The following is a 14232-nucleotide window of genomic DNA, read 5'->3' as shown; positions in this document are numbered from 1 at the left end:
AGGGATAATTCTAACTTAAATTTGAATTTCCCTAGTTATCTAGGACAGCCCCTTTATTTTTTAAACATGGAAGCTTTCGCCGCATCCGCATTCGTCTTTCACATTTGGATTGGCAAATTTGAAACCTTCCTGCAAACCTTCTTTGGTGTAATCCAATTCAGTACCGTCAAGGTAAACATGGCTTTTCGGGTCGACAAACACTTTGACTCCGTGTCCTTCAAAAACCAAATCTTCGGGTAGAATTTCGTCTACAAATTCCAAGGTGTAAGCCATACCCGAACAGCCACTGGTTTTAACGCCTAAACGGATACCTTCGCCTTTCCCGCGTTTGGTTAGAAAGTTTTGGATATGATTGGCAGCATTTTGAGTTACTGTAATCATTATATAAATCCTTATCTTTACAAATTAAATTAAGTCTTTTTATGCTTTTACTGGGTGTCGCGTTTCTTTTTGTAATCGGCAATAGCGGCTTTGATGGCATCTTCGGCAAGGATTGAGCAGTGTACTTTCACCGGAGGCAGCTCCAATTCTTCGGCAATTTCGCTGTTTTTGATTGCCAGAGCATCATCCAAACTTTTGCCTTTGACCCACTCGGTAATCAGGCTGGAAGAGGCGATGGCAGAACCGCAGCCGTAAGTTTTGAATTTGGCGTCTTCGATAATGCCATTTTCATTAACCTTGATTTGTAGTTTCATCACGTCGCCGCAGGCGGGTGCACCTACCATTCCTGTGCCCACGGATTCGTCGTTTTTGTCGAAAGAGCCCACGTTTCTGGGGTTTTCGTAGTGATCAATCACTTTATCGCTGTATGCCATAGTATTGTTCCTTTTCTTGATGTGGTATGTTTTAAAGCATTGGGTTTAGTTGACAAGCAAAGCTTCCCAATCGTCATATTCTCCGTGATACTGCTCGGCCAGAGTTTCAAATTTTGCCGAGAGTTTTGCCATGCGTTCCGGATCTATCGAATCCACATGGGTTAACGTTACTTTATATACTTCAGTTTCGTCTTGCGACTGGTTAATGTCGTTCAGGTATTTGCCCATCTCTTTCGCAGCTCCGGCAAATGCTTGGGCATCGGCTAAGGTGTCGAAATACGCATAATGATGAATGGGCCTTAACTCAATCAGATTGTCACCGTAATTGCGCAGCGCTTCAATCATAGGGGCATTGCGTTCGTAAGCCTGTATTTCTCTGTTGGGCAACAATGTGTTGCGGTAGAGCAGCCATTGAGGATCGCTTTCTGCATCCCCGCCTATTGAAAACGGTTTTTCAGACAGGCTGTTTAAATAAGCGGCGTTGGTTTTATGGAAAAAATCGGCATTATCCGTGTAGAAAAAAACAATTCTCCGATTGTTTGAAGTAATTGAGCCCACCCATTCGCCGCTTTGGCGAGACTCGGCATGCTCAATGATTTTTTCTACGAAAATTTCCAAGGCGTGGGCTTCTTCGATAGTAGGCAAACCGTTTTTTTCGCCGTAATAGCCGAGAACAACACTGCATAAAATCGGTTTGTCTGCCAAAGGAGCCGAATCTGCTAAATCCGTTCGAGCCCGAATAATACATGGATTTCCGTCGGGGAACATGGCCGTGTAACAATAACATAATTTTTGATTACCCATAATGCGCCTTTTCCGAAATATCCATATATTGTTTTTATTATAAACTATAATGACATATTAATGTTCTGCCCACTCCACCGTGCCTAAGTCGATACCGTCTTTAAACATTTCCCACAAGGGAGAGAGTTCGCGCAATTTGCCAATTTTTGATTTAATCAGTTCGGCTGTAAATGCCACTTCTTCTTCGGTTGTCATTCGGCCGAAAGTAATGCGCAAAGAACTGTGCGCCAATTCATCGTTGCGTCCGAGTGCCCGTAAAACATAAGAGGGTTCCAAACTGGCTGAAGTACAAGCAGAACCGCTGGAAACGGCCAATTCTTTTACAGCCATAATCAGGCTTTCCCCTTCGACGAAGTTGAAACTGACGTTAAGGTTGGTTGGAACGCGGTGAGTCAGATCGCCGTTGATATAGACTTCCTCGATGCCTTCGATGCCGTCTAAAAAGATTTTGCGTAGCTTTAAGGCATGAGCCGCATCTTTTTCCAGTTCCTCGCGTGCCAAACGGAAAGCTTCTCCCATGCCTACGATTTGATGGGTAGGTAAGGTGCCGCTTCGGAATCCACGCTCGTGTCCGCCGCCGTGCATCTGAGCTTCAAGACGTACGCGGGGTTTGCGGCGAACGTATAAAGCACCGATGCCTTTGGGGCCGTATATTTTGTGGGCGGAAAGACTCATCAAATCGACTTTGGCCGCTTCTACGTCAATAGGTGTTTTGCCTGCGGCCTGAGCGGCATCGACATGGAAAACAATTTTCTTTTCACGGCAAATCTCACCAATGGCAGGAATATCTTGAATCACGCCGATTTCATTGTTGACCCACATAACGGAAATCAGAATGGTATCCGGGCGAATGGCCGCTTTGAGCTCTTCCAAATCAATTAGTCCGTTTTCCTGCACCCCGAGATACGTTACTTCAAAACCTTGGCGCTCCAATTCACGCATGGTATCAAGTACTGCCTTGTGCTCGGTTTTTACAGTAATCAGATGCTTACCTCTGCTTTTATAGAATTGGGCAGCCCCTTTGATTGCCAAGTTGTCGGATTCTGTAGCGCCGCTGGTAAATACAATTTCTTTTGCGTCGGCATTAATCAGTTTGGCGATTTCGGTGCGGGCGTTTTCTACGGCTTCTTCCGCCACCCAGCCGAAGCTGTGGCTGTTGGAAGCAGGGTTGCCGAATTGCTCGGTAAGGTAAGGAATCATTTTCTCAACTACGCGGGGATCCACGGGTGTGGTGGCAGCATAATCAAGGTAGATCGGGGTTTTGATGGTCATGGTAGTCGTTCTTTCTTTTTAAATTTCAGATGGTATGTGCTTTATTTAGTCAAATATCACGCTCATGATGTTATTTGAAGCGAAGATGCGGGAATTTAATAATTTTTTGGTGCTGATTTTCTGCTATGGCCAGATGATGATCCAAAATGCTTTGTAAGGTAACGCTGCATAAGTACTGGTCGATGGTTTCGTTGAGCGCTTCCCACAAATGGTGGGTAATGCAGGGCGTACCATTGTGGCAATTCGCTTTTCCACTGCATTGGGTGGCATCTAAGCTGTCTTCCGCGGCGGAGATAATCTGGGCGATGTTGATTTTGTCGGCATCGGCTGAGAGTATGTAACCTCCGCCCGGGCCGCGGATGCTTTCAACTAACTGAGCCCGTCTTAATTTGCTGAATAATTGTTCAAGATAGGACAAAGATATATTTTGTCGCTCGCTGATGGCATTAAGCTTTACCGCGCCTTCGTCGGCATGCATGGCCAGATCCAGCATGGCGGTTACGGCGAAACGGCCTTTTGTAGTGAGTCGCATTTAGTATTACTCTTGATATATCGTTTTGTCTTATTTTGTCGGATTCTCTAATATCTGAGTGAATCAGTCAAGTATTGAGGAGTTGGTCATTGCCATTTCGGTATTTTTGAATTGATTTTTTAAATCTGCAAATCATTATCTTAAAAAGAAGGTTTGCAAAAAGCAATTGGAATATTCTTTTTCTTAGTATAGAATAAAAAGAATTTTATTTTTACTACGGCCTATTCTCGCGCAATATATTTTGAACGGATGAATATAAAGCCGAAAAACAATTTTATTATGACATTAACACATCTAAGGTAATTTAAAGATGAAACGTGATTTGAGCAAAATGACCTGCATCGAAGACCTGCGCCGCGTAGCCAAGCGCAAGGTGCCGAAAATGTTTTATGACTATGCCGATTCAGGTTCTTGGTCGGAGAGAACTTATCGGGAAAATACCAGCGATTTTCAAGATATTAAATTCAGTCAACGTGTATTGGTGGATATGGAAGGCCGCAGCTTGGCAACGAAAATGATTGGCCAAGACGTTAAAATGCCGGTTGCCATTGCGCCAACCGGTTTTACAGGTATGCAACATGCCGACGGTGAAATTTTGGCGGCTCGTGCGGCTGAAAAATTTGGTATTCCGTTTTCTTTATCCACCATGTCGATTTGCTCGATTGAGGATGTTGCCGAAAATACCAGCGCCCCTTTTTGGTTTCAGCTTTATGTGATGCGCGATCGTGAATTTATGGAAAACCTGATCAAGCGTGCGCAAGCGGCTAAATGTTCCGCATTGATTTTAACGGCTGACTTGCAGGTTTTGGGTCAACGTCATAAAGATATTAAAAATGGCTTGTCGGCTCCTCCGAAACCGACCATTACTAATATGATTAATCTGGCAACCAAGCCTGAATGGTGCATGAAAATGCTCAATACGGAACGTCGCACGTTCAGAAATATTGTTGGGCACGCAAAAAATGTGGGCGATTTATCATCACTTTCTTCTTGGACTTCCGAGCAATTCGACCCTCGATTAAGTTGGGACGACGTGGCCCGTATCAAAGATTTATGGGGCGGCAAGCTGATCATTAAAGGTATTATGACTGCGGAAGATGCCGAAATGGCAGTGAAAAGCGGGGCTGATTCTCTTGTGGTATCCAATCATGGCGGTCGTCAGCTTGATGATACTGTTTCTACTATCAAAGCGTTGCCGGATGTGGTAAGTGCAGTGGGCAGCGATATTGAAGTGTGGCTGGATAGCGGTATCCGTAGCGGACAGGATGTTCTCAAAGCTTGGGCGTTGGGCGCGCGCGGCACTATGATTGGCAGGGCGTTCCTTTACGGGCTGGGTGCCTATGGTGAAGAAGGCGTGACCCGCGTGTTGGAAATTCTGTATAAAGAAATGGATATTTCCATGGCGTTTACCGGCCACCGTGATATTCATGATGTCAATAAAGATATTTTGATTCCGGGAACCTATCCTCTGCCGACTAAATAAATTGGTTATATTTAAAATGCCTGTCTGAAAATGTTCAGACAGGCATTTTTATGCTACTTTGTTTTGATATGGTCGGAGTGATAATGCATGAGATTATGGTGTGGGTTTGAAATTGAAGGCAGTATGTTTTTGCTTAATAGTCATTGTTTGGCATAACTGTTGCGCTGTAAAAACATAAGCTGCAAAAAAGAGCGCTTTTGTGTTAAAGTCTGATTTTAAACATTCACTGGAAGAGGGCGGTTGTTTGCCGTTTCTCTGCCATCCAAGATAGAGATTTCTCAAATATGCAGTCTTGGCAGCTTCCCGAACACATCGCCGACATTCTGCCCGAGCGGGCGCGTCATCTTGAAAGTAAGAAAGAAAGGTTGTTGGCGCTTTTCCGTTCTTACGGATATGAATTGGTTCACCCTCCGCTGATGGAATACAGCGATTCTTTGCTTACTCATATTGATAGTGGCTTGTCTTTGAAAACCATACAGGTCGTCGATCAAATCAGTGGTCGACAATTAGGCATTCGGGCGGATATTACCCCTCAAGTTGCACGTATTGATGCACATTTGCTATCGGCAAATCAGGGTATTAACCGTTTATGCTATTCCGGCTCCGTGCTTCACGCGAAGCCGGAAGGTTTCTTGAATACGCGAGAGCCTTTTCAAACCGGTGCCGAGCTATATGGTTATGAAGGCGTGGAAGCCGACATTGAAATCATTGAGCTTATGCTAAAAAGCTTGGCTGTTGGCTATGCAGGAGACATTCTGCTATCTTTAGGTCATATCGGTGTTTTCCGAACCTTGGCGCATGCAGTAGAATTAAACGCGGCTCAATCTGAGCAACTGCTTGCTTTGATGCAAAACAAAGATGCCGATGCGGTAAAACAGCTGGCGCAAGAATGGAAACTGGATGGTATGTGGGCAAAAGCTTTTGCTTTGCTGCCGTCTCTTTACGGTGGTAGGGAAATCATCCAAGAAGCCAGAAACCGCCTCCCCGATTTGTCTGCTATCAGTGAGGCTTTGAACCAGCTGGAAGCAGTTTGTCAGGCCTTCCCCGAACAGTTGGTGCATATCGATTTATCCGAGCTGAGAGTCGATAATTACCATACCGGTTTGCTGTATGCCGCATACGGCAACGGAAACCATGACGCCCTTGCCCGTGGTGGCCGCTATGATGGATTAGGGAAATATTTTGGCCGTAACAGGCCGGCCACCGGATTCAGTTTTGATTTGCGCCAGTTTGCAGTCAATGCAACGGAGCCGCGTAGATCCACGATTGCCGTATCTTATCAAGACCTCGAGGCTGCCCGTGAAACCGTTGAGCAATTACGGGAACAGGGCGAAAGCGTGATTATTGATTACGGCATTGAATCCAACAACACATCTTCCTTAAGTCGCCGTTTGGTCGAACGTAACGGCGTGTGGGAAATTCAATAATTTAATTTATAGGTTATCTGAAAATGGCTAAAAACGTAGTAGTCATCGGTTCCCAGTGGGGAGATGAAGGAAAAGGTAAAATCGTAGACTGGCTGGCAGAGCAAGCTAGTGGTGTTGTTCGTTTTCAAGGAGGACACAATGCCGGCCACACCTTGGTGGTGGGCGGTAAAAAAACCATCTTGCGCCTGATTCCGAGTGGCATTCTGCATGAAAATCTAGATTGTTTTATCGGCTCCGGCGTGGTAGTCAGCCCGGAAGCGTTATTGGCGGAAATTGATGAATTGCAGGCCGCCGGTGTGAAAAACATTGAAGGGCGTTTGAAAATAGCGCCGACTTGTCCGTTGATTCTGCCTTACCATATTGCGTTGGATCAAGCTCGCGAGGCATCGCGCGGTTCTGGAAAAATCGGTACGACCGGCCGGGGTATCGGGCCGGCTTATGAAGACAAAGTAGCGCGTCGCGCCATCCGTGCGGTTGATTTATTCAATATTGACCAAGTTGCTGAAAAAATCAAAGCCAATGTCGAATTGTATAACGTGCAATTGCAACATTTGCATCGTGTAGAGCCGGTTAGTTTTGAAGCGATTATGCAAACGATACACGGTTTTAAAGACCGTATTCTTCCGATGATTACGGATGTGTCCCGAACTTTGTATGAAAAAAATCAAAAAGGGGAAAATCTGTTATTTGAAGGTGCTCAAGGCACGTTGCTGGATATCGATTACGGCACTTATCCTTTTGTTACTTCTTCCAACTGCTCGGCCGGAGCGGCCGCCCCTGGAGCAGGTGTGCCTCCTCAAATGCTTAATTATGTATTGGGCATTGTAAAGGCTTATACCACGCGCGTAGGATCGGGTCCTTTTCCAACCGAATTATTTGATGAAGTGGGTAAAGGTCTGGCTGAGCGGGGACATGAGTTTGGCTCTGTTACAGGGCGCGCCCGTCGTTGCGGTTGGTTTGACGCGGCTGCTTTGAAACGCTCTATTCAAATCAATGGTATTACCGGTATGTGTATTACCAAACTGGATGTGATGGACGGAATAGAAGAAATCAAGCTTTGTGTCGGTTACCGTTTGCCTGATGGCAAGGATACTGATATTCTGCCTTTTGGCGCCGAAGCGGTGGCTGCTTGCGAGCCGATTTACGAAACCATGCCGGGCTGGCAGGATTCTACTTTCGGGGTCAAAGAATACGATAAATTGCCTGAAAATGCGAAGGCTTATCTGAAGCGTATCGAAGAGGTATGCGGCGCGCCGATTGCCATTATTTCTACGGGCCCTGACCGCGAAGAAACGATTTTGCTTCAACATCCGTTTGCTTAGGCCGATTGATTTCCATCTGCTTTTAAAATAAGGCGCTTCTAGGCGCCTTTTTACATTTATGATATTAACTGATACCCACGCCCATCTGGCCGATTCTTCTTTATATCATCAATTACCGGTTGTTTTACGGCAGGCTAATGATGAAGGAATAAGCCGTTTTATTGCGCCTTCGGCATCTGATAAGGATTGGCCGATTTTGATTGAGTTGCAATCTTCTGCGGTTTATTGCGCATTTGGTTTTCATCCGTGGTTTGTTGATGGTGCCGATGCCGATGGTTTGGTTACTCTTGAGACTTTGTTGGATCAAAATCCTCGTGCTTTAGTGGGTGAGATCGGTTTGGATTATTATGGTAAAAAGGGTGATTCGGCTGTCATCGATCAGCAAAAACGCTTATTTACCCGGCAACTTGATTTGGCACAGGCTTTTCGGCGTCCTGTTATTTTGCATAATGTTCGTGCCGGAAATGATTTAATCCACATTATTAAGTGCAGCCGTTTTTCCTGCGGCGGCTTTGCGCATGCGTTTTCAGGTAGCCTTGAGGAAGCATATGAGCTGATTAAGCTCGGCTTTAAAATCGGTATCGGTTCGCTGATGTTGAATCCGGCGGCCAAGAAAGCTCGCCGCGCGGCTATGGAATTGCCTTTGGATGCTATCGTGTTGGAAACCGATAGCCCTTTTATGTTGCACAATCAAATCAACACGCCGGCCAATACGCGTCGTATTGCGGAAGAGGTGGCGGCATTGCGAGGTATTTCGCTGGGTGTTTTGTCAGCGCAAACCGAAAAAAATGTAGATGAAATATTGGCTTTTTGAAACGGCTTCATGAATAAAATGCCTGTCTGAAAACCTTATAATCGGTTTTCAGACAGGCATTTTTAATCAAGCTTATGTTATTACGCTAAGGTAAATACATTTTGAGCCGATTTTTCATTTTCCAAGCTGAGTTTGGCAAATGCGATGGCATCCGATTGATGGCCGGAGCCGTCGGCATCGTAATACAGTGTGCCTTTGTCGTATACAAAGCGGGTGGCGGAAGTCTCGTTGCTCATGCCGAAGGCAAGCATATTGTCAGTAATGTGCTGAATGCCGAAGACGACGCTGCTCAGGCCGATTTTGTCGATGCCTGTCTGAAAATCCGTGATGGTATCGACCGAACCGTCTAATACATGGTTGAATATAAACGTATCCGAACCTGCGCCGCCGGTTAATGTATCGCTGCCTTTACCGCCGATAATAATGTCATCACCTGCGCCACCATTTAAAATATTGTCGGCGCTATTGCCGGAAATCCGGTTGTTCAAATCGTTGCCTGTGCCTCGGATGGCAGTTTGACCCAATAATGTCAGGTTTTCGATATGTGCGGCCAGTGCGTAGTCAACGGTGCTGTACACGCTATCATTACCTCCGCCCGACGACTCGATGATACGATCTTGCCCACTATCGACATAATATACATCGTTACCCGTTCCGCCGGCCAGCGTATCGTTACCTGTTCCGCCATCAAGCGTGTCGTTACCGGCACCCCCACTAATGGTGTCGTTGCCGGCACCGCCTTCAATCAGATTATCGGCACTGTTGCCGGTTAACATATCGTTATGGTCGGAGCCGATAAGGTTCTCAATTTGAGTGCCATAGCCGATAAACGATTGGCCTTCGGTATAGATATGTTTTGATGTCGTTTCCACATATTCTTGGTCAGCCACTGACCAGATCGGGCTGTTTCCGGTGCCGAATAAAGTGCTGTAGTTAACCTGCTCGTAACCTTGATGTAAGAAATATTGGCTTTTTTCGCCTATGTAGTTCCATGAACCGGGTACCAAGCTAACCGTTACGCCTTTGGCTGCGCCGGAAGCATCGAATGTATCCGTACCGCCGCCATCCCAGATATATACGCTGCCGTCGCTGCTGCTGGGGCTGAACTTCGAGAAGGTATAGATGTCGTTACCGCTGCGCTGGTTCGGATTGACACCGAAATTATAATGTAGCGCTGCTAAATCGAAGATGCGCAAATCTTTGGTAGCTACGACATCTTTGGATGTGTAAGACATAACGGTATAGCTGGTTTCATCTTCATACGAACTTAGATCCGCGCTTTTATTCAAGCTGGCCTTGCTATTTGGGTTTTGGCTGCTGTCTTCGTTAAAAGGATGGGCGAAGCCGAAGCTGTGTAAGACTTCGTGCAATACGGTAATGGAAGCGCTGTAAAAGCTGAAGGCGTCATCGGTAGTAAACCATTTTGTTGACAAATGTACATCGCTGCCAGGATAAGCGTAACCTAATGTATCGGATGAATCGCCCGGTATTTGTTCCGTGGAAGTCAGATCATCGCGATACAACACCAGGTTGGCCGATTTGGAGTTGGCAGTTTCAATTAATGAAATATCGGCATATTTGGAATAGACGTTCAGCAAGGCGCGGATATCAGTTTTCTGCTGCTCACTGAACGCCATGCCGCCATTGAGCTTGCTACCGTAACGATCAGTGTTGCTGGCAGGAGCAAAGGCATATGTGGCAATCAAAGAATGACCGGGGCCTTGCCAGTTGAAAGAATTGTTCAAATAGCCGAAAGGCAAACCTTTTTCGATAAAACTGCCGTCAGCCAGCGACTTAATGAAATACGGTAATTCCCGATTGCCGGCTTCTCCTTGATTCTGACCGTCAGGTGTCTGTTTTACGGCGTAATTGTCGGTGTCGGACACGCTGATGGTTTGGCCTGCATGATTTTTAGTCGTCAGTACGGCTTCAATCGTATGATCGGCATCTGAATACAAATCGCTGTTTTTTACTTTAACTTCAAATGTATTTCCGCTTTTCACAGTTGTTTGATAAGGCGTGCCGTTAACCGTAACTACGACGGAGTCGCCTACTTTAGCATTGCCGCTAACATTGCCAGTGATTTCAGTTTCTAACAGATCGCTTGTATTATCAGACAGCGTATTCAATACGGAATTATCATCAAAAATGATTTGTACTTCGGAGAGGTTGGCATCTAGCGGTATGCCGTAATGCAAATTGTATTGTGTACCGTCTTGTTGTACAAATTCGATTGAGTTTGTGTTGTAAACGAAAGAAAGCGGATTATCGGCTGCTTTGGCTAAGTCGTCGATATTGGCTTTGAAGCTGAAAGAGCCGTCTGATTGGTTGACTGTTACATGATAGACTTGATCGCCGGTGTTCATCTCGAAGCCACTAATGAGGCCGTTATGGAGATATTGTTGCAAAGTTTGATTGGTCGCAGAGACTTTCCCGCTAATTGTAACCGTATTGTCTTCGCCAATCAGGCTGATAACATCGTGTCGCCCTGTGATATCGTTTAAATCAATTTTAGCAACCAGCTCATTCTGCACCCCGTAGCTATGATTGATCGTGTCTGCTTTCCCTTCAATGCCTGCACTAATTGTTTGTTTGGAATCATTAATTAAATCGGAAGCGGCAACGTGCACGCTGAAGGTTTTATCGGCGGCTACTTTAGCTTGGTAGTGGTTACCGTTAACGCTAATTTGTACCATATCGCCTTGAGCTGCACCTTGTGCAGTGCCGCTAACCGTTACGGCTGATTTTGCTTCAGTTACGTTTAAAGCATTATCTGTTGTGATGTTATCCAGCTTCAATGTGACTTTGTTAGCTTTTCCATTACCATTGCTACCGCTTCCACTTGCAGCAGCAGCTATCGCGCCAATGCCAAGCAATACGCCGGCGCCTATGGCGGTTTTCGTGCCGATTCCTACTTCACTGGCCAATATTGGTTGGCGATCCAGCGGCATGACGGCAGTTTCTCCATTCACGAAATCCGTATGGTATTGGTAATAATCTTTGATTTTTGCTACCGGCAAATTGTCTTTGGGTGTAGAGAGTATTAAATCATTGCCTTCCTTATGGGAAAGTGTTTCAACAAGATTGCCTTGTTCGTCGTATAGAGTAAAGGTTTCGCCGTTTTGTGCTTCTATTTGTGTGGGTGATTTGGTATCGGTATAAACTTCTTCCGAACTGTTATCCGCACGATTAACTTTTAATTGGTATTTATTCATTTGTAATTTTCCGTTTTATTTAAAGTAATTGATGCAAAAAAGATATTTCATATCGAAAGTGTGGCTATTACAACTGGCCATCATCATACTGACTCCCTATATGTTTAATCCATTTGTTTGTAAAAAATATTTACTTATACAAGTAAAAAATTTCAAATATATATATTTATTAAATAATAAAAATATCTAGTTTTCCTTATTCTCGCTAAAAGGCTTTCTATGCCAATAAGGCCGCCATGTTGTCGAATCGTCTTGCAACATTTCCTCATCTTGCGCAAATTTAATGAGTAGCGCGCCTTGCCTGTCTGTACGCAGCAATCGGATACCGTGTGCATGCAGGCGGGAACGCACTTCGGCAGACGGGTGTTTATAGGCATTGGCAAAACCGCTGGATGCTATTCCATATTGTGGTGAAACGGTGTTGAGAAATGCACCGGATGAGGCGCTGTTGCTCCCGTGATGGCCGAGCACCAGCACATGGCTGTATAAATCTTCTCCGTAACGGCCAAGCAAGCCCTGTTCGCCCCGTTTGTCTAAATCGCCTGTTATCAATACGGCTTTTTGTGCGGCAACTACCCGTAAAACGCAGCTTTGGCCATTGTCATTGACCGTCGGGTTTTCAGACAGGCCTAGTAATTCAAATCGCACGCCGTCCCATTCCCATGTTTTTTCTGCACGACAAGAGTGCACATTCTGGTAAAACTGCGGTTGCCCTGCCCATACGGTTTGCGGAGAGAAGGTTTCCCGGATAACAGAGGCACCGCCGTCATGATCGTTATCATGATGGGAAAGCACTAAGGCATCGAGTTTGTTTACGCCGATCGCCCGTAAATTCGGAACCAGCTGGGTTTGCGCTGCTGCAGCTGTGCCGGTGTCAAATAACAAAGACTTGGAATAAGTATGGAAGCTGACTGCCAAGCCTTGGCCGACATCCCATACCATTATTTTGAGCTGCTCGGGCGGAATAACCTTGGGGCGGTATGCCATAAACCCTATTAAAATCAGAAAGGCCAACGGGCGCAAACCCAAACCGCGTGGTAATAAAGCCAGCATCGCCGCGGCGATTGCTACTATCAATAATGAAATAGGTGGCGCGGCAATGCCACATTCCGGGGCATATTTACCCATCCAAAATAAGGCCTGCATCGTATATTCTCCCGCCGCAGCCGCCAGTGTTTGGACGGGAAGAAAAGGGAATGCAGAAGCCATTAGTGCCAGCGGAACCAAAACCCATGAAAACCAAGGCACCGCCAATAGATTGACCAATGGGCTGACAACGGGTAAAGCGGAAAATAGCCAGCCCAGTGCGACTATAGAGACCAGCAGCATGGCATATTCGGAGCGCCAGAATAGTTCGCGCCCTTTTTCTTCCAAACGCCAAGAGCCTACCCATAATAAAGCCGCCACCAATCCGAACGACAACCAGGTGCCTACTCCCAACACAGCCGTCGGGTCAAAAAACAAAACGCTGGCTAAGGCCGTCCACCAAGCAAACCAAGCAGACCGCCCCCATTTCGCATGCCAACACCATGCAAATGCAGCCAGCATCAGCACTGTGCGCTGTGTCGGTACATTGAAGCCGGCCAATAGCGAATACAAAAATGCTGCCGACACGCCGGTCAGCAGCATAACGGAACGAGGCCGACGAAATGAATAGGGCAGCCGACGCAACACTTGCCGCATTAGAAGCGCCGCCATCAAACCCACCATGCTCACATGCAGGCCGGAAATGCTGACCAGATGGGTAATTCCCAACGGCCTGAAGGTTGACCAAGCTTCATCCGGCAGGGCGTTTTGCTCGCCGATGCTCAAGGCACGCATCAGTGCCGTTCCATTTTCAAATCCCGTAACGTTTTGCCAATTGGTGCTGATTTTTGAACGCAGCTTCAACAACCACACGGCTTGATCTTGTCGGATAAATTCGCGCCCTTTACCTATTGTGCCCGTGCCGTTTAAGCCATGGGATAAGGCCCATGCTTCACGGTCGAAGCCGCGCAGGTTGACTTCTCCTATCGGGGCTTTCAGCCGGGCTTTAACCCGCCAAACGCTGCCTACCGGCCAGTCGTTCAACCCGTAATCCGAAAATTGTATATGCCTGGTTTTGCCTGTTTCATCCGTGGCTTCTGCTTCAAAGCGGGTACGTTTGTCATCGCGTTGAGGCAAATCGGCAACCTTTATCGTTAGGAAAACGGCTTCCGCTTTGTCTGTCGGCCATTGATTCGCCAAAACGGCTTCGGTTCGCCATATGCCGTAAACCATGCCGACTAGCGTTACCAGTAATAATGTTGCTGTATGATTTCGTTTGACAGCAGCAAAGGCCAATAAAAACGTGCCGATAAGTGCCGTTGCCGGCCAAGGGGGAAGCATAGGCAGCGAAAAAGAAGTGGCAATCCCGATGACCCATGCGGGCAGGCAACGTTCGATGAAGCGCACATTTTCCCTTTTTTGATTTGCTTGAATGCGGCGATGAATAATATCACGAAGATAATAATCATTAAACATAAATGCCTGTCTGAAATATTTTCAGACAGGCATTTGTTGCTAAACT

General features: G+C 46.2%; 11 protein-coding genes. 4 read left to right on the top strand and 7 right to left on the bottom strand.

The features are described 5' to 3' along the window. Positions 1-60: 60 nt before the first annotated feature. The 5 genes from iscA to iscR all read right to left on the bottom strand — a co-directional run bounded on the left by iscA (position 61) and on the right by iscR (position 3423). Positions 61-384 carry an iron-sulfur cluster assembly protein IscA gene (gene iscA / locus Q4A84_RS04695; RefSeq protein ID WP_303087775.1) on the bottom strand — a complete coding sequence of 108 codons (324 nt, stop codon included), beginning with the start codon at positions 382-384 and terminating at the stop codon, positions 61-63. A gap of 44 nt (positions 385-428) precedes the next feature. Beyond that, on the bottom strand, positions 429-815 hold the full coding sequence (iscU, locus tag Q4A84_RS04690) for a Fe-S cluster assembly scaffold IscU (protein WP_303087768.1): 387 nt from the start codon (positions 813-815) through the stop codon (positions 429-431). 45 nt (positions 816-860) lie between these two features. After that, positions 861-1619 carry a DUF695 domain-containing protein gene (locus Q4A84_RS04685; RefSeq protein WP_303087767.1) on the bottom strand — a complete coding sequence of 253 codons (759 nt, stop codon included), beginning with the start codon at positions 1617-1619 and terminating at the stop codon, positions 861-863. Between the two features lie 57 nt (positions 1620-1676). Continuing rightward, positions 1677-2891: an IscS subfamily cysteine desulfurase gene (locus Q4A84_RS04680; RefSeq protein ID WP_303087766.1), complete on the bottom strand. Its 1215-nt coding sequence runs from the start codon at positions 2889-2891 to the stop codon at positions 1677-1679. 70 nt (positions 2892-2961) lie between these two features. Then, positions 2962-3423, bottom strand: coding sequence for a Fe-S cluster assembly transcriptional regulator IscR (gene iscR / locus Q4A84_RS04675; RefSeq protein WP_303087765.1), 462 nt, complete (start codon positions 3421-3423; stop codon positions 2962-2964). Between the two features lie 310 nt (positions 3424-3733). On the opposite strand from iscR, the gene Q4A84_RS04670 reads away from it, so the two are divergent. The 4 genes from Q4A84_RS04670 to Q4A84_RS04655 all read left to right on the top strand — a co-directional run bounded on the left by Q4A84_RS04670 (position 3734) and on the right by Q4A84_RS04655 (position 8469). Then, positions 3734-4906, top strand: a complete 1173-nt coding sequence (locus Q4A84_RS04670) for an alpha-hydroxy acid oxidase (protein WP_303087764.1) — start codon at positions 3734-3736, stop codon at positions 4904-4906. 284 nt (positions 4907-5190) lie between these two features. After that, a complete protein-coding gene (locus Q4A84_RS04665; RefSeq protein WP_303087763.1) occupies positions 5191-6333 on the top strand; it encodes an ATP phosphoribosyltransferase regulatory subunit in 1143 nt (380 codons plus the stop codon). 23 nt (positions 6334-6356) lie between these two features. Beyond that, positions 6357-7655, top strand: coding sequence for an adenylosuccinate synthase (locus Q4A84_RS04660; protein ID WP_303087762.1), 1299 nt, complete (start codon positions 6357-6359; stop codon positions 7653-7655). 58 nt (positions 7656-7713) lie between these two features. Continuing rightward, the gene (locus Q4A84_RS04655) at positions 7714-8469 is read left to right on the top strand and encodes a TatD family hydrolase (RefSeq protein ID WP_303087761.1); all 756 of its coding nucleotides are present in this window, start codon (positions 7714-7716) and stop codon (positions 8467-8469) included. An 80-nt stretch (positions 8470-8549) separates the two neighbouring features. Here the strand turns inward: Q4A84_RS04655 and Q4A84_RS04650 are convergent, their stop codons facing one another. Further along, positions 8550-11684, bottom strand: coding sequence for an Ig-like domain-containing protein (locus tag Q4A84_RS04650; protein WP_303087760.1), 3135 nt, complete (start codon positions 11682-11684; stop codon positions 8550-8552). A 186-nt stretch (positions 11685-11870) separates the two neighbouring features. Continuing rightward, on the bottom strand, positions 11871-14117 hold the full coding sequence (locus Q4A84_RS04645) for a DNA internalization-related competence protein ComEC/Rec2 (protein ID WP_303087759.1): 2247 nt from the start codon (positions 14115-14117) through the stop codon (positions 11871-11873). Positions 14118-14232 lie beyond the last annotated feature (115 nt).

The organism is Neisseria sp. (assembly GCF_030527965.1).
Taxonomy (GTDB): Bacteria; Pseudomonadota; Gammaproteobacteria; order Burkholderiales; family Neisseriaceae; genus Neisseria.
The sequence above is the reverse complement of the archived record's forward strand: the minus strand, read 5'-3'. Positions and strand labels throughout refer to the sequence as shown.

Bases quoted from the DNA above. Each gene is read 5' to 3' on its own strand.
- Q4A84_RS04655 (WP_303087761.1), top strand. From the start codon at position 7,714: ATGATATTAACTGATACCCACGCCCATCTGGCCGATTCTTCTTTATAT.
- iscU (WP_303087768.1), bottom strand. From the start codon at position 815: ATGGCATACAGCGATAAAGTGATTGATCACTACGAAAACCCCAGAAAC.
- iscR (WP_303087765.1), bottom strand. From the start codon at position 3,423: ATGCGACTCACTACAAAAGGCCGTTTCGCCGTAACCGCCATGCTGGAT.
- Q4A84_RS04685 (WP_303087767.1), bottom strand. From the start codon at position 1,619: ATGGGTAATCAAAAATTATGTTATTGTTACACGGCCATGTTCCCCGAC.
- Q4A84_RS04660 (WP_303087762.1), top strand. From the start codon at position 6,357: ATGGCTAAAAACGTAGTAGTCATCGGTTCCCAGTGGGGAGATGAAGGA.
- Q4A84_RS04680 (WP_303087766.1), bottom strand. From the start codon at position 2,891: ATGACCATCAAAACCCCGATCTACCTTGATTATGCTGCCACCACACCC.
- Q4A84_RS04665 (WP_303087763.1), top strand. From the start codon at position 5,191: ATGCAGTCTTGGCAGCTTCCCGAACACATCGCCGACATTCTGCCCGAG.
- Q4A84_RS04650 (WP_303087760.1), bottom strand. From the start codon at position 11,684: ATGAATAAATACCAATTAAAAGTTAATCGTGCGGATAACAGTTCGGAA.
- Q4A84_RS04670 (WP_303087764.1), top strand. From the start codon at position 3,734: ATGAAACGTGATTTGAGCAAAATGACCTGCATCGAAGACCTGCGCCGC.